This window comes from Hydrogenophaga sp. T2 (assembly GCF_049843535.1).
GTDB classification, from domain to species: domain Bacteria; phylum Pseudomonadota; class Gammaproteobacteria; order Burkholderiales; family Burkholderiaceae_C; genus Hydrogenophaga; species Hydrogenophaga crocea.
Genome location: NZ_JBBHZJ010000008.1, coordinates 48,382 through 68,000, shown reverse-complemented (window position 1 = coordinate 68,000; position 19,619 = coordinate 48,382). Strand labels below are relative to the sequence as shown.

At 70.0% G+C, this 19,619-nt stretch carries 18 protein-coding genes; 10 read left to right on the top strand and 8 right to left on the bottom strand.

Annotation, left to right across the window (positions count from 1 at the left end):
- Positions 1 to 45: 45 nt before the first annotated feature.
- Entirely contained in the window at positions 46 to 1,929 is a 1,884-nt protein-coding gene (locus WDZ95_RS17960) for a choice-of-anchor I family protein (protein ID WP_425780454.1), read from the top strand.
- Between the two features lie 3 nt (positions 1,930 to 1,932).
- On the opposite strand, the gene WDZ95_RS17955 is transcribed toward WDZ95_RS17960, so the two are convergent.
- Complete coding sequence (locus WDZ95_RS17955; RefSeq protein ID WP_425780452.1) at positions 1,933 to 3,030, bottom strand: DUF2157 domain-containing protein; 1,098 nt, start codon at positions 3,028 to 3,030, stop codon at positions 1,933 to 1,935.
- 74 nt (positions 3,031 to 3,104) lie between these two features.
- Here WDZ95_RS17955 and WDZ95_RS17950 point away from each other — a divergent pair, with 74 nt between their 5' ends.
- Positions 3,105 to 4,922, top strand: coding sequence for a glutamine--tRNA ligase/YqeY domain fusion protein (locus WDZ95_RS17950; protein ID WP_425780450.1), 1,818 nt, complete (start codon positions 3,105 to 3,107; stop codon positions 4,920 to 4,922).
- Positions 4,923 to 4,928: 6 nt separating this feature from the next.
- Here the strand turns inward: WDZ95_RS17950 and WDZ95_RS17945 are convergent, their stop codons facing one another.
- Positions 4,929 to 5,939, bottom strand: coding sequence for a phosphotransferase enzyme family protein (locus tag WDZ95_RS17945; protein WP_425780448.1), 1,011 nt, complete (start codon positions 5,937 to 5,939; stop codon positions 4,929 to 4,931).
- A gap of 75 nt (positions 5,940 to 6,014) precedes the next feature.
- On the opposite strand from WDZ95_RS17945, the gene WDZ95_RS17940 reads away from it, so the two are divergent.
- Entirely contained in the window at positions 6,015 to 6,341 is a 327-nt protein-coding gene (locus WDZ95_RS17940) for a hypothetical protein (RefSeq protein ID WP_287467848.1), read from the top strand.
- Positions 6,342 to 6,350: 9 nt separating this feature from the next.
- Here the strand turns inward: WDZ95_RS17940 and pcp are convergent, their stop codons facing one another.
- The 5 genes from pcp to WDZ95_RS17915 form a co-directional block, all read right to left on the bottom strand.
- Positions 6,351 to 7,022 carry a pyroglutamyl-peptidase I gene (gene pcp, locus WDZ95_RS17935; protein ID WP_425780446.1) on the bottom strand — a complete coding sequence of 224 codons (672 nt, stop codon included), beginning with the start codon at positions 7,020 to 7,022 and terminating at the stop codon, positions 6,351 to 6,353.
- Between the two features lie 40 nt (positions 7,023 to 7,062).
- Positions 7,063 to 7,818 (bottom strand): tRNA-uridine aminocarboxypropyltransferase, encoded by a 756-nt coding sequence (locus WDZ95_RS17930; RefSeq protein WP_425780444.1) that lies wholly within the window; start codon positions 7,816 to 7,818, stop codon positions 7,063 to 7,065.
- A gap of 45 nt (positions 7,819 to 7,863) precedes the next feature.
- Positions 7,864 to 10,845 (bottom strand): Ig-like domain-containing protein, encoded by a 2,982-nt coding sequence (locus WDZ95_RS17925; RefSeq protein ID WP_425780442.1) that lies wholly within the window; start codon positions 10,843 to 10,845, stop codon positions 7,864 to 7,866.
- Complete coding sequence (locus WDZ95_RS17920) at positions 10,842 to 12,308, bottom strand: hypothetical protein (RefSeq protein ID WP_425780440.1); 1,467 nt, start codon at positions 12,306 to 12,308, stop codon at positions 10,842 to 10,844. Before WDZ95_RS17920 ends, WDZ95_RS17925 begins: the two co-directional genes overlap by 4 nt.
- A gap of 195 nt (positions 12,309 to 12,503) precedes the next feature.
- Positions 12,504 to 14,621 carry an Ig-like domain-containing protein gene (locus WDZ95_RS17915; protein ID WP_425780438.1) on the bottom strand — a complete coding sequence of 706 codons (2,118 nt, stop codon included), beginning with the start codon at positions 14,619 to 14,621 and terminating at the stop codon, positions 12,504 to 12,506.
- 230 nt (positions 14,622 to 14,851) lie between these two features.
- Here WDZ95_RS17915 and WDZ95_RS17910 point away from each other — a divergent pair, with 230 nt between their 5' ends.
- The 7 genes from WDZ95_RS17910 to WDZ95_RS17880 all read left to right on the top strand — a co-directional run bounded on the left by WDZ95_RS17910 (position 14,852) and on the right by WDZ95_RS17880 (position 19,016).
- Positions 14,852 to 15,328 (top strand): TerB family tellurite resistance protein, encoded by a 477-nt coding sequence (locus WDZ95_RS17910; RefSeq protein ID WP_425780436.1) that lies wholly within the window; start codon positions 14,852 to 14,854, stop codon positions 15,326 to 15,328.
- A 118-nt stretch (positions 15,329 to 15,446) separates the two neighbouring features.
- Entirely contained in the window at positions 15,447 to 15,881 is a 435-nt protein-coding gene (locus WDZ95_RS17905; RefSeq protein WP_425780434.1) for an RcnB family protein, read from the top strand.
- A gap of 25 nt (positions 15,882 to 15,906) precedes the next feature.
- Entirely contained in the window at positions 15,907 to 16,488 is a 582-nt protein-coding gene (locus WDZ95_RS17900) for a DsbC family protein (RefSeq protein WP_425780432.1), read from the top strand.
- Between the two features lie 264 nt (positions 16,489 to 16,752).
- Positions 16,753 to 17,217, top strand: coding sequence for a hypothetical protein (locus tag WDZ95_RS17895; RefSeq protein WP_425780430.1), 465 nt, complete (start codon positions 16,753 to 16,755; stop codon positions 17,215 to 17,217).
- A gap of 78 nt (positions 17,218 to 17,295) precedes the next feature.
- Entirely contained in the window at positions 17,296 to 17,907 is a 612-nt protein-coding gene (locus WDZ95_RS17890) for a hypothetical protein (RefSeq protein WP_425780428.1), read from the top strand.
- Positions 17,908 to 18,230: 323 nt separating this feature from the next.
- Entirely contained in the window at positions 18,231 to 18,371 is a 141-nt protein-coding gene (locus tag WDZ95_RS17885; RefSeq protein WP_425780426.1) for a hypothetical protein, read from the top strand.
- Positions 18,372 to 18,476: 105 nt separating this feature from the next.
- A complete protein-coding gene (locus WDZ95_RS17880) occupies positions 18,477 to 19,016 on the top strand; it encodes a DUF4399 domain-containing protein (RefSeq protein WP_425780424.1) in 540 nt (179 codons plus the stop codon).
- Position 19,017: 1 nt separating this feature from the next.
- On the opposite strand, the gene WDZ95_RS17875 is transcribed toward WDZ95_RS17880, so the two are convergent.
- On the bottom strand, positions 19,018 to 19,611 hold the full coding sequence (locus WDZ95_RS17875) for an NAD(P)H-dependent oxidoreductase (protein WP_425780422.1): 594 nt from the start codon (positions 19,609 to 19,611) through the stop codon (positions 19,018 to 19,020).
- Between the last annotated feature and the right edge of the window lie 8 nt (positions 19,612 to 19,619).

Below are 19,619 nucleotides of genomic sequence, written 5' to 3'. Positions count from 1 at the left end.
TTCTACAACCCTGTGCTGTTTTTCCCCGCACAAGGACCCGACCCGATGACGCCCCGAACCCGCTGGACCTCCGCCGGCACGCTGACCGCCACCCTGATCGCCGCTGCCGTGCTGGCGGCCTGCGGCGGTGGCGGCGGTGGAGCCGCCTCCCCCACCCCGCCCACCGACACCCCGCTGCGCGTGCAGCTCGAAAAAATCGGCGGCTACAGCACCGGCCTGTTCGGCGTGTCGGCCGCCGAGATCCCGGCCTACGACGCCGCGAGCCAGCGCCTGTTCATGGTGAACGCCCAGGCCGGCAAGGTCGACGTGCTCGACCTGCGCGTGCCCGCCAGCCCGGTCAAGATCGGCGAGATCGACGCCACCGCGGTGCTCGCGGGCGCCGAGATCAACAGCGTGGCGGTGCACGACGGCCTGGTGGCCGTGGCGATTCAGGCGCCCGTGAAGACCGACCCCGGCCGCGTGGCCCTGTTCCGCGCCGCCGACCTCGCCCTGCTGGGTTCGGCCACCGTGGGCGCGCAACCCGACATGATCACCTTCACGCCCGATGGCCGCACCGTGCTGCTGGCCAACGAAGGCGAGCCCAGCGACGACTACCAGACCGACCCCGAAGGCAGCATCAGCATCGTGGACGTGAGCACCCCCGCCACGCCCGTGGTGCGCACCGCCGGCTTCAGCGCCTTCAACGCGCAGAAGGCCGCGCTGCAGGCCGCGGGCGTGCGCGTCTACGGCCCCAACGCCACCGTGGCGCAAGACCTCGAGCCTGAGTACATCACCGTCTCGGCCGACGGCCGCACCGCCTGGGCCACGCTGCAGGAGAACAACGCCTTCGCCAAGATCGACATCGCCAGCGCCACGGTCACCGACATCCTGCCCCTGGGCTTCAAGGACCACGGCGCGGCCGGCAACGAGCTCGACGCCTCCGACACCGACGGCGGCACCATCAACATCCGCACCTGGCCCGGCGTGCGCGGCCTGTACCTGCCCGACTCGATCGCCAGCTACAGCGCCGGCGGTCAGACCTACCTGGTCACGGCCAACGAAGGCGACGCGCGCGCCTGGGGCGAAGACAACGCCGCCTACTGGGCCGGCGATGCCAGCAAGGGCTTTGTCGAGGAGTTCCGCGTCAAGCACCTGGTCAACCGCAGCGGCTGGGCCGGCCGCGCCGGCAACGACCTGCCGCCCCAGCTCAATGCGCTGGCCGCGGGCGGCCTGCTCGACCCCGTCACCTTCGGCCACTGCGGCGCGATCGCGGGCAACCCCGGCGCCTGCCGCAACGACGAGAACCTGGGCCGGCTCAACGTCACCTGGACCATGGGCTACCGCACCAACCCCGACGGCTCGCCCATGCTGTTCGACGCCACCGGCGCGGCCAACCCGGCCGGCAACCGCCTGATGTACGACCACCTCTACAGCTACGGCGCGCGCTCGTTCAGCATCTGGAACGCCGACGGCCAGCTGGTGTGGGATTCGGGCGCCGAGTTCGAGCGCTTCCTCGCCAGCGCCGACTGCAAGCTCGGCAGCGCACGCAGCATCCCCTGCGCCGACTTCTTCAACTCGGGCCACGACGAAGGCAGCGCCAAGGACAGCCGCAGCGACGCCAAGGGCCCCGAGCCCGAAGGCATTGCCGTGGGCCAGGTGAACGGCCGCACCCTGGCTTTCATCGGCCTGGAGCGCATGGGCGGCGTGTTGGTGTACGACATCACCGTGCCCACCGCGCCCCGGCGCCTCGACTACCTCAACACGCGTGAAGACTGGACCACGGCCGACCCCGGCACCGTGCTGGCCACCGCGGGCGACCTGGGTCCCGAGGGCCTGGTGTTCATTCCGGCCGCGCGCTCGCCCATCGGCGTGCCGCTGCTGGTGGTGGGCAACGAGGTGAGCGGCACCACTGCGGTCTACCGCATCAACGCCACGGGCGGCGTGCGCTGAGCCTCAGCGCGGTTCGGCCAGCGGCCGCAGCGCCGCGGGCAGCCCGGCCGCGAGGCGCGCATGGATGCGCGCCTCGTGCCGCTGCCACCACACCCCGAGCGCCACGATGCCCAGCCCCAGCAGCGAGAGCGCAAAGGGAAACAGCAGGCTGTCGGCGAACACCTTGTGGCTCAGGTAGCCCAGGTAGCCCGCCACGCCGATGGCCCCGAGCACGGTGAACACGCGCCGGCCGATGGCCGCGCCCAGGAACACCAGCGCCACGTTGATCAGCGCGTACAGCAGCTTGCCCAGCTCGCTGCCGCTGTCGTGCAGGCTGAGCCCACCCCAGGCCATGAGGGCGCCGAACAGGTAGAGCCAGAAGGCGAAGTCCTGGCGGTCGCGTGGGTCGCTGGCCAGCCGGCAGCGCAGGTCGACCCAGACCGCGATCGCGCAGGTGAACAGGCCGAACACCAGCGAGACGTCGCGCGTGAGTTGCCAGTCGAAGCCCGACTGGCGCGTGAGCATGTGGGCCACGTCCATATTCAGGTACCAGAGCGTGACGGCCACCGGCATCACCATGAACGGCAGCCGCAGCCACCACAGGATGACCACCGCCGCCGCCAGCGTGGCGAACTCCAGCGTGAGCCAGCGCCAGTCGATCAGGCGGTGGTAATCGCGGTAGCTCTCGGGCCCGCCCTCGGGCCAAAGGCCCAGCCCGCTCTGCACCGACCAGGCCGCCAACGGCACCAGGCAGACCGCGATGGTGGCCAGGATGCCCGCGGGAATGTGCAGTCCGCGGCGCAGCAGGTGGCGCGCCGCCGCCACCGAACCCACCGCGTAGCCCAGCGAAAGCAGCAGGGTGCCGGCGGCGCCGAACAGCTCCCAGCCCAGGGTCATGAACAGCGTCATGGCACCAATGGCTAGCAGGCCGCCGAAGTAATAGAGCACCTGCACGAAGCTGAAGCGCGGCGGCGCGATCGCCTCGCCCGCCCAGCGCGCCCACAGGCGCTCGGCCTGCGCGGGCGAGATGTCGCCCGCCTCGGCGGCGGCCAGCAGCCGGGCGCGGTCGATGGTGATGCGGTGCTGGCGGTCCGGCGTGTGGCTGGGTGCGGCTTCGCTCATGGCATGTCCCTCCTGCCGCGCACGATAGCGCAGCGCCCCGGCCCCTGCCCCGCGGCGGTCCCTAGAATCCCGGGATGACCTCCCCTGCAGCACCCGCACCCACCGAAGGCGACGCCAAGGCCAGCAACTTCCTGCGCCAGATCATCGAGAACGACCTCGACCGGGGCACCTACGCCAGCCGCCGCTGGGCCGGCAGCCCCGGCGACGCCGCGCACCAGGCCGGCGGCCAGCCCGACCCGGCGAAGATCCGCACCCGCTTTCCGCCCGAGCCCAACGGCTACCTGCACGTGGGCCACGCCAAGAGCATCTGCCTGAACTTCGGGCTGGCACGCGACTACGGCGGCATCTGCCACCTGCGCTTCGACGACACCAACCCCGAGAAGGAAAGCACCGAGTTCGTCAACAGCATCATCGACGCGGTGCAGTGGCTCGGCTTCACGTGGGACGCCAACGGCACGCGCCACCTCTACCAGGCCAGCGACTACTTCGACTTCATGTACCGCGCGGCCGAGGCGCTGATCGAGCGCGGCCACGCCTACGTGGACGAACAGAGCGCCGACGAGATGCGCGCCAACCGCGGCGACTTCACCACCCCCGGCAAGAACAGCCCGTTCCGCGACCGCACGCCGGCCGAGAACCTGGCGCGCTTTCGCGCCATGCGCGACGGCCAGCTCGCCGACGGCGCGGCCGTGCTGCGCGCGAAGATCGACATGGCCTCGCCCAACATCAACCTGCGCGACCCGGCCATCTACCGCATCCGCCGCGCCACGCACCACCACACGGGCGACCGGTGGTGCATCTACCCCATGTACACCTACGCGCACCCGATCGAGGACGCGCTGGAACAGATCACCCACAGCATCTGCACGCTGGAATTCGAAGACCAGCGCCCCTTCTACGACTGGCTGCTCGAGCGCCTCACCGAAGCCGGCCTGCTCGCGAGCCCGCCGCCGCGGCAGTACGAATTCGCGCGCCTGAACCTCACCTACGTGATCACCAGCAAGCGCAAGCTCGCGCAACTGGTGAACGAGCAGCGCGTGAGCGGCTGGGACGACCCGCGCATGCCCACCATCGTGGGCCTGCGCCGGCGCGGCTACACGCCCGAGAGCATCCAGCTCTTCGCCGAGCGCATCGGCGTGACCAAGAGCGACAGCTGGATCGACTACAGCGTGCTTGAAGGCTGCCTGCGCGAAGACCTGGAGAACAAGGCCCACCGCGCCATGGCCGTGCTCGACCCGGTGAAGCTCGTGATGACCAACTGGGCCGAGGTGTTCGGCAGCGACGGCCACACCGAAGACTGCACCCAGCCCGCCCTGCCCCACAGCGCCATCGCCGAAGGCCAGACGCCGCCGCCCGAGCGCGTGTTCAAGATCGGCCGCGAGGTGTGGATCGAGCGCGAGGACTTCGAAGAGGTGCCGCCCAAGGGCTACAAGCGCCTGTTCCCGGGCAACGTCGTGCGGCTCAAGGGCGGCTATGTCATCGAATGCACGGGCTGTGCGAAAGACGCCGACGGCCGCGTGACCGAGGTCCACGCCAAGGTCATTGCCGGCACCAAGAGCGGCACCCCGGGCGCCGACAGCGTGAAGGCCAAGGCCGCGATCACCTGGGTGGGCGTGTCCGACGGCGTGGCCGCCGAAGTGCGCCTGTACGACCGCCTGTTCAGCGACCCGCACCCCGACGCGGGCGGCAAGGATTTCCTGGCCGCGCTGAACCCGAACAGCCTGAAGGTGGTGCAGGCCTGGGTCGAGCCCTCACTGGCGAACGCGCGTCCCGACGACAAGTTCCAGTTCGAACGCCACGGCTACTTCGTGGCCGACCGCGTGGACCACGGCGTGGGCGGCAGGGCGGTGTTCAACCGGGTGACGGGCTTGAAGGATTCGTGGGGGAAGTGAGGCGGCTCAGCCTGCGGGCAGCGCAAGGCCCAGCGTCTCCCACTGCGTGAACACCTTCACCTGCCGCTGCAGGAAGTCGAGCGGCATGGCCTGCGAGCCCCACACGGGCACACGCCCCGCGTATTCGCCCAGCAGCCAGAACTGGCGCACGGCCACGAACAGCGGCAGGGCCGCGCGATCGGCCTCGCTCAAGGGGCGCACGGCCTGGTAGGCCGCGATGAAGTGGTTCCAGCGAGCGAGCGCCTTGTCGCTCCACTGGCCATCGACCGAGCGCGGATGCAGCCACCACGGGTACACGGCGAGTTCGTAGGCCAGGTACCCCGGTCCGGTTTCGTCGAAGTCGAAGAACACGGCCTCGCGCGCGCCATCGCCTTGCACCTGCACGAAGTTGTTGTCGCTATGCGCATCGCCGTGGCACAGCACCTGCGTGAGTTCGCCGAGTGCGCGGATGCGCCCGTGCAGGCGCAGGCCCAGGGCCTCGAACTGCGGCCGCAGTTCGGCCGTCATCGTGGGTGCGCGCAACAGCCGCTGCAACGGCCGCAGCAGCAGGTGGTCGAGATCGAGCGTGTAGTGGGGGGCCGGGCTCTGCATGCCCTCGCCCGCCGCGTGCAGTCGCGCCAGGCCCCGGCCGAAGGCCTCGAGGTTGGCGGGCAGGTCCGACGTGGCCTCGCCTTCCAGGTGCTCGAACAGCATGAGCGCGCGCTCGCCCTCGGGCAACGCCACGCTCAGGGCGACCTCACCGCTCGCCGTGGGCAGGCTCGCCGCCACGGGGCAGCCGCGCGCGCGCAGGTGCTGCAGCACGTCGGCCTCGAAACGCAGGGCGGGTTCGCCGCGCGGGCGCTCGGCACACAGGCGCGCCACCACGTGGCGGCCATCGGCCAGGGTGAGCCGGTACACCTGGTTGAAGCTGCGGCGCAGGAACTCGCCGCTCACCACTTCGCCCAGGGGGTAGCCTGCCTGCACCACGCGGGCAATGGCGGCAGCGGTGGGGGTCGACTGCGCAATCTCCAGGGACATGGGCGGCTCCGCGCAAAAGGGGCGCGATTCTAGGCGCTGCCCCGATACTCGCGGGTGTCGCCAGAAGGTCAGCCCGTGAGCCGCCGCCCCCACCACCACGTGTACGTGATCGAACTGCACCCCGATGTGCTGGGCGAGCGCAAGTTCCGCCAGAACAACCCGGGCTATGTGGCGGGCAAGCCCTGCGTGTACGTGGGCATGACGGGGCTGGACCCGGACCTGCGCTTCGACAAGCACAAGGCCGGCATACAGGCCAACGCCTACGTGTTCCGGTACGGCCTGCGCCTGCTGCCCGATCTGTACGAGGGCTTCAACCCCATGCGCTACGAGGACGCCGTGGCCAAGGAGATCGAAATCGGCATCGACCTGCGCTCGGCGGGCTTCGGTGTGTGGCAGGCCTGAGGAACGGGCTCAATGCGTAGCGCCGGCGGCCGCGCGGTCGTCGTGCCGCACGCTCAGCGCTTGCACCAGGGCCAGGCGAAGGCCGCGCACGATGAGGTCCAGTGGCATGCCGGGCGAGCCCTGCTCGGGCAGCCAGGGCACGTGCACGAAGCCCCCGCGCGCCCCGCGCAGCGCGGGTTCGGTGGCCAGTGCGTGCATGAGGCCGTAGAAGACGTGGTTGCACACGAAGGTGCCTGCGGTCTGCGACACCTCCCCCGGCACGCCGGCCTGCTGCAGCGCGGCCCGCATGGCCTTGATGGGCAGGCCGGTGAAATAGGCGGCGGGCGCGTTCGCGCACACCGGTGTGTCGACCGGGCAGGCGCCGGCGTTGTCGGGAATGGGCGCGTCGTCGAGGTTGATGGCCACACGCTCGAGCGATATCGCGGCGCGCCCGCCGGCCTGACCCACGCACACCACCAGCGCGGGCCGGTGCGCGTGCATCAGCGCCCGCAGCACGTGCAACGATTCCCCGAACACCGTGGGCAATTGGGCGGCCACCACAGCGTGCCCCACGAGCTCCTCGCCGTGCAGCGCCTGCACGGCCTGCCAGCTGGGATTGACCGAGGCGCCGTTGAACGGGTCGAAGCCGGTGAGCAGGACCGGGGGACGCGAGGCGCTGGAGCGTGGGGCGGACGGCGACATCGCGCCGAATCTACCGCAGCCGCCGACCGCGCCGCGGGTGTCAGGCCTTCGCGATCCGGTCTGCGTTCAGGGCGGCAAGGCGCTGGTGGGCATCGCTGGCCGGGTCCACCGGCCGGTTCTGCTTGCCTTTGAGGTAGTGCTCGGTGAACACCCCGAGGTAGGCGTCGAGCGTCTCGGCGGCCAGCGGCTCGCCGGCCAGTTGCAGACACATGGCCGCGACCTCGGCGGTGCAGAAATGGTCGTCGCGCGCGGACCGGCGCAACCGGTAGTTGGAGACGCGATCGGGGTGCAGGCTGAGCACGGGAAACGCGTCGAGGTAGCGGCTCTTGTTGAACATCTTGCGCGCTTCCGACCACGTGCCGTCGAGCAGCACGAACAAGGGCCGCCTTGCGGCCGTCCCGCCGTTGTCGGCGGCGGCGGCAGGCGGCAGCTGGGTGATGACGCGCGAGGGCTCCACGAACTCCCCCGGAAACACCACGCAGGGCTGCCACTGCGGGTCGTTGAGCAGGGCGATCAGCGCGGGGTCGATCACGGTGCGCGACCACGCAAACGCCCAGGTGTCGGGCACGAGGTCGGCGATCAGCCAACCCGTGTTGCTCGGCTTGATGGCCTCGATGTCGCCCATGAGCAGACAAACGCCCACACGCGTGGCCACACGGGGGCGCAGACCGCAGATGCAATACGGGCCATAGAGCCGGCAGCGCTCGCAGCGGCCGGGCGCAGAGCCGCGTGCGTTGAAGGGTTTGGAGGCGGCGGCCAGGCGCGCGGCGCGCAGGCGGGAAACGGCATGGGACATGGAGGCGCGACTGTAGCGCCTGTGCCCCGCGCACGCGCCGCGGCCTCAACCGCCGCAGGTCTGCTGGAAGTCGGCCGGGAAGCCCTTGATGACGATCTCCCCAGGCAAGGAGATGCTGCCCGCCCTGTAGTTGGGCGTTGCCGCCTGGTCGATCTGCAGGGTGAACGGGGTGCCCGGATCACCGCCGTTGTAGCCGCCCGGATAGGCACCCTGGACGTTCGCGACGTCGTAGGAGCCGGCGAACGTCAGCGAACCGGGCGGGGCATTGCGCACCGCATAAACCACGGCGCCGTCGCTCAGCGAACGCAGTTCCGCCGACGAGATCACGGCAGCGCCGGGTATGCCGGCCCGGATGCCCTGGTTGAGCAGCGGGAAGTACACCGGCGCGGTGATCCAGATGCACATGGGCTGCTGCAGCGTGACGGAACCGGTGCTGGTGTAGGTCAGGCGCGGATCGGCCTGGAGCACCGTGATGGTGGTGGCGGCGCTGGCGCTGCCCTGCGACACGGTCAGTTGCGTGGCGCCTGCGTTGAGGAAGCCGATCTGCAGGCGGTTGTTGCCGATCTGCGCCTGCGCGATCGCGCCCAGGGGATTCGACTGGCTGTCGGCAAACGACAGTTGCACGGGGCTCGCGGGGTCGAAGCCGGCGGGCAGGTTGAAGGACAGCGGCGCATCACCGTAGGTGCGTGTGATCTGCGCGGGCAGGGTCGAGGCCACGGGCGTGCCCGCCGCGACGAACACGGGGATGTTGAGCACGCCCGCGGCGTAGTTGCCCGCCGCCGGCTGCGTGACCGTGAGCGTGGTGGGCACATTGGCCGCGGTGGGGACGATGTAGGTGCGACCGTTGTCGGTCTCGAGCCGCGCACCGCCGCTGATGGCGTAGGTGTAGGTGGCGGGACCGGGGCGGCTGGACACGGGCGGGTACACCTCGAGCCGGGCTGTGTCCATGCTCAGGCTGTAGCTCGCGGGACCGGTGAGCACCGTGGCCTTGGGGTTCACGGTCACGGTGGTCTGTACGGGATGGCCGCTGATCCAGCCCTTGAGCGTGTACTGGCCGGCGCCCACGACCACCAGCGCCGGTGCGCCGGGGCCGCTGCCGTCGTAATCGGCCACCGCGCCGTTCACCGATCCCAGATCGACCACGATCTGGCTGGGGATCTGCCGCGAGGCCAGCGGCGCGTTTTCGCCCCAGTTGAACACGTAGGGCGCCCACACGAAGTCCGACGGTACGCTCGACGTCCACGACAGGATGAGGTCGTTCAAGGACACAAAATCGAGATCGAAATTGGGGGCTGTGAAGCCAGGCGCCCCCCAGGGGTCCCTGGGATACAGGCGCGCGAGAAAGGTCTGATCAACGGACGCCGGGTTCGAGAACCTGAGCTGGTACACGTCCACGCCATCGGTCTGTCTCGTGACACCGAGCACCTGGTAGTAGAAGCTGGTGTCCTGCATGGGGTCGGACGAGCGCAGCGCGAAGCTCCAGCTCTGCGGCGCATTGGTGCGCACCTTGAGTTCGTAGGTCTGGTCGTTGAACACCTTGGCCGGCAAGGCCTGCACCACCTCCAGCCACGGTTGGCCACTGCCGATGGTCAGCGTGGCCGTGGCCTGCGCCGCAGCGGAATTGACGCTCTCAGCCTGCGTCGCCTTGATCTGCACCGAGGTGTTGCCCGACGCGATCCAGACCGTCTGGCCGCGGTCGCCCATCAGGCGCACCGCAGTGGTTGTGCCCCCTGTCACTTCGTAGCGGATGGGCGTGGCCGTGTTGGTGGATGTTGCGGCCAGATCGAAGGGCTTGTCGTGAACCGTCTTGGCCGGGATCGCGAACGTGATGACCGGGGTGGCCTTGACCACACGCAAGGTGCCACGCGCCATCTCCACGCCGTTCTGGTAGGCGGTGAAGCCGGTGCTGCCCACGCTCTTGGTGATCACGGTGAATCCGTTGAGATCGGCCACCGGGTTGCCGGCGGTCAGCGCGTAGCCCGTGATGGCGCCGCTGACCCCGCTGACGTTGGTCGGCAACACGAAATCGGGGGTGCCGAACGGCACGTCGAGGGTGCCCATGTCAACCACGGGCGGCAGCACGGTGAGCGTGCGGGTGATGTCGCCGCCCGCGTAGTTGCCGCTGGCCGCCTGGTGGGCGGTGACCGTGGTCACGCCCGCGCTGACGCCGGTCAGGGTGTTGCCCGCCACCGTGGCGAACGCACCCGCCACGCTGTACGTGAACGCGCCGCTCGGGTTGGGCGACAAGGGCGGGCTCAGGCTCAGCGTCTGGCCGACGCGCACCACCTGATCGCTCCAGGTCAGCGCCGCCGGCGCGCCCTGGATCACGAAGGGCGTGGGCCCCGTGCCGCCGGCGTCGAACACGCGCGTGGCCGGCTGCTCGGCCACCAGGCTCGCGGTGCCGGCCTTGAGCACGGTCACCGTGGTGACGTTGCTGGCGTCGGTCGAGACGGTGGCGATGTCGGGCGTGAGGCTGCGGTAGGTGATGCGGGCGTCGCTGTTGGACTGGGCCGGCGGCAGCTGGCCCGGCGCGGTGCCGATGACATAACTGCTCGCGGTGCCGAAGACCTTGGTCGGCAGCACCCAGGGCTGGAACACGACCGGTGTGCCGGTCAGGCGCACGGTGTATTCGGTGGTGACCTGGGGGAACGGTGCCACGGCCTGCTGCGTGGCGCGGATGCGCGTTTCACCCACGCTCACCGGCGTCACCGTTCCGGTCCGCGGATCGACGGTGGCCACGCCCGTGCGCGTGCTGGTGTAGGTGATGGCACCCGTGCTGTACGAAGCGACCGCGACCTGCGTGAAAGGGCCGGCGTCGGCGCGGCGTTCGATGAGCGCCTGATCGAACTTCAGCAGCGGGGTCACCGTGATGGCCAGGCCGCCGATCGTGACCGCCCAGGCCATGGGCGACAGGCAGACCAACAGCCCGAGAGCGCGGCGGAGCAACCAGGGCAGGCGGCGCGATGCGGCCACCCAGGCATGGACACGATGCGCAGACACGCGCAGCTCGGCGATCAAGCGGTTCATTGGCCCACCACGTTGAAGGTCACGACAGAGACCTGGCTGGCCTGCACCACCACCGCCTCGACGGTTTGCGACACGCCGGCCCCCGGGTTGGGAAAGGCGCGCACCTCGATGCGGACACGGCCATCGGGCATCACGCTCACCAGCCGTTCGCCGTTGAGGCCCGTGGCGTTCGGTCCCACGGGTGCGCCGTTGACGGACAAGGCAAACACGGCGAGCGCCGGCCCGCCCGGCAGCTGGATGAGCAGCGCGTCGGGGGTGGCACTGACCTGCCCGCCATTGAGCGCGGACTTGTTGATGGTGGCGAGCGCATAGGGCCTCGCGGTCGGGTCCACACGCGCGAGCACCGTGGTGGGCAACTGCACGGGCCGGCGGAACACCTCGTCGAGGCGGTCGATGCCCCGGGCGGGCGTGGTGGCAGCACCGCCGCAGGCCCTGGCCACACGGCCCCCGAGCGGCAGGTTGACGCCGAGCGTGAGCTGCGTTTGGTCGGGGGTGCTGTCGCGGCCGATCTGGCGGGCCAGCCCCACGGACCAGGGGCCACGGGCCAGCGCCACGCGGTAGCGCTCGCCGGCCACGCCGGTGCTCACGCCGGCGTCGAGCCGCCAGCACCCGCTCAGGCGTTGCTGCAGGTCGGCGCTGGCGCTCGTGCGGGCGTCGCGAAAGCCGGTGCCGTCCTGGTAGGGGTAACGCACCGACTCGCGGCCGATGCCGAGCTTGAGCCGCGTGTAGGCCGTGGCCTGCAGACCCACCGACAGGCCCATACCGCTCAGCCGCCCCGGTGCGATGCGGCGCGGATCGACCATGAAGACGAGCTCGGTGGCGGTCTCCTGGAGCATCACCTTCTCGTTGTTGCCGGGTGCATGGGCCTGGGCGCCATACAGCTGGACGCCGGCGTCGGTGAGCACGCCACCGCCCTCGAATTCGCGCTGCAGGTTCGCGCGCCAGCTGCCCTGGTCGACGGTGGCCTTGTCGGGGCCGGAATAGAAGGGGTAGGTGTCGGTGCGGCGCAGGTAGCCAGCCGACACGCCCAGGTACCAGGGCTTGGCGAGGCTGTACAGACCGTTGACCACCACATCGACCTGTTCCGGGCCGACGGCGGCGTTGAGGCCCCAGGCCCAGCGGTCGTCGAGGATGCGCGCGTAGTCGAAGCCCAGCCCGCCGCCGATCGAGCTGCCGTAGCCCAGGCGCAGGTGCAGGCGCTCGTTCGATGCGTTGCGGCGGTAGCTGGCCTCGCTCGCGTTCAGGCTCAGATCGCCCAGTTGCACCCCGGGGGTGGGTGGGCGTGCCTCGGGGCCTTTGGGGCTGCGGTCGGGAAACGAGGGGCTGCCGTCACCGGACGGCAGCGCTTGTGCAGCGCCTGGCAAGGACTGGGGCGGCATCGGCACCGCTTGCGCCCAGGCACTGCCCGACAGTGCCGCACCGCTGGCCACCAATGTCCAGCACAAGGAGGGGAAGGGTCGCATGAAGGATCGCTTTAGGGCTCTCGGCCAGCACGCGGGCGGGCGCGACAGCTGCACCCGCCCGGACCGGGCAAAGTGCGGCGATGCTCATGCGTTTGCCAAACAAAGGGAATAACGCAAAGGCAGCAAGCTTTGCGTGATTCAGGGACCAACGGCCATCGAACGGCCCCGGGCGATGTTCGCCCGGGGGAGCATCCCTCAGGGGATGAAGTTCAGGCCCTCGGGCAAGGCGCCCTGGATGGGCACCTCGAACAGCGGGCCGGGCCCGTCGGGATCGATCACCAGGGCGCCGTTGCTCGCGAAGAAGGCCGCGATCTGCGACTGCGCCGCCACGGCATAGGGCGCGGCGGCCGGGATCGCGATGTTGGTGAGGAAGGTGTGCGGGTTCTTGGGCACGCCAGGGTTGGCCGCAAAGGCCAGGTCGTTGCGGAACTGGGTCACGCGGTCCTGCAGACCGCCGGCACGCACGATCGCGCTGGTCGTCGGGTTGGGCACGGTCACATCGCCCTTGGCGAACTGCAGGATGACGGGCTTGGCCGCATGGCCCTGGGGCGGGTTCTGGCGGATCAGCGCCGCGTACGACACCGGGTTGCCCGATTGCTGCACCCACTGGTTGCGGTCAAGCAGTTCGGCGATGGCCATCGCACCCGGCACATTGTTCACCAGCGGCGGCTGGTCGCGCAGCGGGATGTTCTCGTTGAAGTTCAGGGGCACCGGCAGTTGCGCGGTGGGCGGCAGGTTCAAGAGCACGGGCTGGCGCGTGGCCAGCGACAGGCCGGTGAGGATGCGAAAGCTCGGGCTCAGGCGCGCGATCTCGGTGATCGAGCCGCCGGGCACGTTGGGCACGCCCGCCTTGATGTTGCGCTCGACGCCCAGCAGCATGGTGCCGTAGATGCCGCCGAAGGACTGGCCGGCGTAGTAGATGCGGTTGGGGTCGAGGTCGCGCGTGCCATCGCCGTCCACATCGATGCCGGCCTCGACCTGGCGCACCAGCTGCATCAGGTCGATCACCGTCTGGCGCAGGCCGTCGCGGCTGCTCACGATGGTTTGCGGCGCCGCGGCATTGACGCCCTCGGTCGAGTCGATGCTGCCGTTGCCGTCCTGGTCGATGCCGCGGCCGCCCGCGGGCACGACCACGGGTGCGCCGGCCGTGGGCAGCACGTTGAGCGTGCCAAGCGCGCCGCCGCCATGGCCCACCACGTTGATGGACAAGGTCGCGATGCCCTGCGACGCGAACACCGAGGCCACGGTCCAGGGCGCGCCGTACATGCTGTCGGTGAAGCCGTGGCCGAACAGCGCCACCGGCCAGCCACCCGCGGGCTTGGGCGAGGAAGGCAGGAAGAGCTGGAACACCAGCGACTGGCTGCCCAGCGGCCGGGGCGTGCCCGTGAGGGTGTCGGTGGCCGGAATCACCTTGGCCGCGTTCTGGTACTCGGGCGATTCGTAGCGGCCATAGGCCACATGACCCACCGCCCCCGGCACCACCTGCAGCGCGGGCGTGGGCAGGAAGCCGGGCGTGAAGGCCGGCGCGCTGCCGGTCTGGCGGTTGAACTGGATGCCCTGCAGGCCCGAGACCGGGAACACCGCGCGCACCGCACCGCCGTTGCCGATCATGAAGTTCACCGGCGCGGGCGTGCCGGACTTGATGCGCCGCTGGACCTTGAGCAGATCGCCCGTGGCCGTTTGCGTGGTGAACAGCGAGGCCGCCACCACGTTGCGCCCGCCGCCGCGCGCCATGGGCAGCGCGTCGCGCAGTTCGCGCGTATGGCCAGCGCCACCGCCCAGGAAGTCGGCCGCCTTGAGCTTCTTGCCCTGCGCGTCGCGCACGCCGTTCGTGACCACCAGCAGGTAGCGCGAGCGCTCCTGCAGCAGCTCGTCGGAGGTGAAAGCCAGCGTCTTGCTCGCGGGGTCCCACACCACCTGGTTGATGCCCACCTTGTCGCCGAAGCCGCGCAGGGTGAGCACGTCGCCCAGGTTGACCAGGTAGACGCTGTCGCTGTTGACCGAGGCAGGGTCGATGTCGCCCGTGAACGGCACGGTGATGCGCGGCTGGGTCGAGAAACCGTCGAGCGTGTTGATCACGTCGATGTCGGCGCAGTCGCTGGGGCGCGTGGCGCAATCGGGCTTGGGCAGGCTCACGCGGCGCAGCGTGGCGTTGCCGAAGTCGGGCACGGTGTAGCGGTTGCTCGGGAATGGTGACGCCGTGGCGTCGTAACGCACGGCGACGCCGTCGGCCAGGGCCAGTGCTGGCAGCAGGGCCAGTGGCAACACCAGGGGGAACGCCCAACGCAGAGGGCGCTTGCAAGGCTCGCTCATCGCTTGTCTCCTGATCTGATGGGCCGCTGGCGCGGCGGCTGCCCGGGGCGCTTCATGCGCTCCTCGCTCGTCTCCGGTCGGCGGTTATAGGCCTGCCCGCAACGCCGCGCCAGAGGGCTTTCGCCCTGACCGCCGGGACGCGCCCGGGGTTTTGTCGCCTGCGCGACCTTGCTGCACTGCGGAACCTGGCCGGCGCACCGGCGATCCACCGGTGTCACCGCGGAGAAGCCATGCTCAAGACCCTGAAAGACCTGTTTGACCAACTGACGCGCGAGTTGTCGCCGGACGCCGCCGCACCGGCCGACGGCCACACCCTGCAGCTCGCCACCGCGGTGCTCCTGGTGGAGGTGATGCGCGCCACGCCCGAGCTGCACGAGGCCGAGCGCGATCGCGTGCTGCACGCGCTGCGCCGCAAGTTCGCCTTGCGCGACGACGAGCTTGAGAGGCTCATTGAACTGGCCCACGAAACCGCACGCACCACGCACGACTACCACCGCTTCACGCGCCTGCTCAACGAGCGCTTCACGCAGCCCGAAAAGACCGCAGTCGTGGAAGCGATGTGGGAGGTGGCCTACGCCGACGACCACCTCGACGTGCACGAGAACGCCGTCATCAACAAGGTGGCTGGCCTGCTGCACGTCACCCATGGCGAATACATCGCGGCCAAGCTGCACGCACAGCAAGCGGTGCGCGGGACGGCGGGCTGAGCGCCACCGGTTGCAAAAAGCCGGCCGCACTTTGCCGCGCGGCTGCGCCGCGTTTACGCACGGGACACACCCGCCGCCGAGCATGGGGCCTCGTCCAACGCTTCCGAAAGGAGACACCATGCAAGCCCGCGACCTGCTCTCGATCGCCGTGGCGACCGCCACCTTCGCGATGGGCACCACCGCCTTCGCCGATGACGACCGCCGCGGCGGCCGGCGCCACCACGACGGCCCGCGCATCGAACACCGCCACGTGGAACGCCATGTCGACCGGCGCGTGATCCACCACGGCCCGCCCCGCCACGTGGAGCGGCACATCCACCACCACGGCCCGCGCGTGGTGCACCGCGACGTGCGCATCGTGCATCCGGGCCCGCGCTGGGCGCGCGGCCATTACGTGCCGCCCGAGTACCGCCATGGCCGCTACGTCGTGCGGCACCACCACCCGCGGCTGTACACGCCGCCGCGCGGCCACCACTGGATCCAGGTCAACGGCGACTTCCTGCTGGTGGCCGCCGCCACCGGCCTCATCGCCCACGTGCTGCTGAACCAGTGACGCACGGCCTGGGTACCATCGCGGCATGAAACGCCGCCACGTCCTCCCCGCCATGGCCGCGCTCGCGGCCATGGGCGTCCTGACCGCCTGCTCGCGCGAGCCCGAAGCGCCGCCGGCCCCGCCCATCGACCGCAGCCAGGCCTTGCAGGTGCTGGCCGCCGAAGGCAAGGGCTTCACCGTGGGCGCCCTGATGGCCGCCAACACGGTCTACGTGCTGTTCGATCCCCAGTGCCCGCACTGTGCCCACCTGTGGGAGGCCTCGCAGCCCCTGCTCAAGCAGGCGCGCTTCGTGTGGCTGCCGGTGTCCATCCTCAACGCCAAGAGCCTGCCGCAGGGTGCGGCCATCCTCGGCGCCAGCGACCCGGCCGCGGCCATGGCCGCGCACGAGACCAGCCTGCTCGCGGGCCAGGGTGGCACCTCGGCGTCGGCCAGCGTGCCGGCCGAGGTGAAGGCCGCGATCGAGAACAACACCCGGCTGCTCACCCGGCTGGGCGGCGAGGCCGTACCCTTCATCGTGGCGCGCGATCCGCAAGGCGGTGCGCGCACCGCGGGCGGGGCCATGGCCACGCCGCAGCTGGCCAGCTTCATCGGCCTGGGCGGGGGCTGAACCCGCGCCCACCCGGTGCGCGTTCAGAACGCGTTCGCGAAAGGTGCCGGGCATCCCGGGTTCACGGTCCAGGTGAACGCCGCCGGGTGCGCTCGCATTGCGGCAGGCGCGCCTGGCCGCCGCGCCTAGGCAATCGGTTTCGGGACTGTCCTCGATCTCCATTGAACGGCCGATGCAAGGAACCGTGGCGGGAGCGGTGCGCACCCAGGCGCAGACCCGAGAAGCCGTACGCGCTTGCCCCTCCACGAACCTGCCAAGGCCCACATGACCCCCCACAGCCGAAAACTTCCCCCGACGAAACTGTCGTCCGCGCAGCGTTGCGACAAAGTGTCCGGATTCCTCAAAGCCCAGGCCGGTTGGCTCAGTGGCGAAGCGAACCGCACCGCGGGGTTCGATTCCAGCAAGGTTCTTCTCAAGAAACGCGACGGAAGCGTGAAGCGGTCCGAGGCGCCCAGCCGCTTCAACATCTGGGCCAGACGCAGGCACGAGCGCAGGGCCGAGCGCTACGTCGATTCGCTCACGAGGCCCTTGAAGGATCTGATTTCTGCGGGGCTTGGCAATCCGGCCTTTCAGCGGGCCGCCAGGGAGTTCCTGGCGTTCACCGGCGAGCATCAGAAGCCGAACGGGTATCGCCATCTGGCACACACGATGCCGCTGGAGGCCCGCTTGAAAGCGCTTCATGTGGCGCTTGCGGCGAGCGCGCAGCACCTGTACGACAAGCAGGGCTGAGCCCTTGCTTCTTCGACCGCGGTGGGCCAGCCATGCCCCGCCACCGACGCCCATTCCTGCCCATGCTTCTGACCCATCATGATCGCCCACAGCCCCTCGAAAACCGCCTACAACCCCGCTGCCGAAGCGCCAGCCCACGAGGTCGCGAAGACCAACCTGATCGCCCTGGCCCGAGGCATGGTGGTCCGTGCTCACCTGCGCGGAGGCAGCTACACCAACAAGGTCTTGCTTGAACGGGGCGATGGCACCACAAAGCTGGGCAAAGCACCGAGCCGATTCAACCTCTTTGCCCGACGCAAGCACGAGAACAGGGCCGAGCGTTATGCCCAATCTCTGACGTCGATCGTGGAACGTTTGTTTGTTGGGGGAGACAAGGGCGTCAAGCAGGCGGCCGACCAACTAATGGACGTCATCCTCGCGCAGCGAGACAAGTCCGGGCGAACCCAGCTCAGAGACTCCAAGGCACTGAACGATGCCTTGACGGACCTGCATGCTGCGCTGACGGGGTCAGCGCCATTCATCAACGGCCTTCAGGGCAGCGTCCAGCCCGGGTCCTGCGCCTTTGCCGAACGCATGGCAGACGTGGAGCCCCGCCCGGTATCGGCCGGCACGCCGACCGACCACAGCACCCTGACGCTTTCCGGGTCCGCAGCGAAGGCCTTCGCCAGCCGCATGCAAGACCTCGGTTGATCGGGCTCGCCGAGGACGCTGCCCATCCGATCGGGCCGCCTCGATTGCCTGGCGCGACGCAAGTTCAATCGCCAGGCCGAGCGCTTCAAAGACACGCGTTGGAATGCGGTGTCTGTTCTGGGGACGAACGACACGTTCCATGCATCCATCAAAAAGGCGGCAGCCCTTGACATGCAGCGCCAACGGGAAGGCCGCGGCCATCCCCTCGTGGGGCATTTCGAGCACGCGTGACGAGCGATCGTCACGCGTGGCCGGCCAGACGGGTCGCGCCAAGCGCTACCATCGCGCGATCCGCCGACTGGCACACCCCCGAGGAGCACCGCATGGGCAAGGAACAGCGCAGCGAAAAAATGAGCAAGAAGCCCAAGAAGGACACAAGCGCCCCCAAGGGCCCGGCCAACTCCGACCGCCCCGTGGCGCCCATGACGTCGGTGATCCCGCGCGGCAAAGACAAGAACAAGTGATCGCGCACCGGCGGTGTACCCCCGGTGCATGGTCGGATGACCATGGACGCAACGGCCCGCACGGCGTACCGTGCAGCGCCTGTCCATCTGCCTGAGGAGCACCCCATGCGTCCCTGCCTTCTGCCTTCGATGGCCCTGGCCACCGCCCTGCTGGCCGGTTGCGCCGGCCACGGCATGCACCACCACCATGGGCCCGGCACCATGCAGCAGACCATGGACCGGTCCACGGCTTCGGTCACACCGCCGGCCACGGTCACGGCCAGCACACCCACGCTGCCGTCGGGCTACCAGAAGGTGACCGCGGCGCCGGGCACGCGCCTTTACTTCGTGAACCTGCGCGACGGCCAGACCGTGAGCAACCCGGTGAAGCTGGTGTTCGGCCTCTCGGGCATGGGCGTGGCGCCCGCGGGCGTGGAAAAGGCCGGCACCGGGCACCACCACCTGCTGATCGACGTGGCGGCCTGGGACGCCAATGCGCCCTTGCCCGTGAGCGATCAGGTGCGCCATTTCGGCATGGGCCAGACCGAGACCACACTGCAGCTCGCCCCGGGCACCCACACCCTGCAACTGGTGCTGGGCGATCAGAACCACATCCCGCACCACCCGGTGGTGGCGAGCGAGCGCATCACCGTGACGGTGAAGTGACTCAGGCCGCGGCGCGCCCGAGCTCGCCGAGCTTGTGCTGCCAGCGCGCCACGCCTTCCGCGCCCAGGATGTCCACGCGGCCGATCAGGGTCTCGTGCACGGGGGCGAAGCCCACGAAACCCAGCACGTTGCGCTCGAGCGCCTTGACGCTGTGCGCGCGGAAGTACCAGCGGTACAGCAGCGCCGGCATGCCCATGGTCACCACCACGCGCGCCGAACGCCCGGCGAGCGGCTTCTGAGCGAACGGCGACAGCCGATCCCGCGGCACGGCGAAGCCCGGCCGCGCCACCTGCTCCAGAAAGGCCTTCACCAGCGCGGGCATGTCGCCCAGCCAGAGCGGAAAGAACAGCACCACGTGGTGCGCCCACGCCAGGTCGTCCTGCACGGGCTCGAGGTCGCGCGGCACCTCGCCCCGGTTCCAGTCCTCGGCGCTGCGCAGCAGGGGAATGTCGAGCCCCGCCAGGCGCACGCGGCGCACCGTGTGGCCAGCCGCTTCGGCACCGGCCACGTAGGCGTCGGCCAGCGCGCGGTTGAGCCGTTGCGGGGCGCCGTCGGGGTGGCCTTCGATGACGAGCACATGGGTGGGGTCGGTCATGCGCCCAT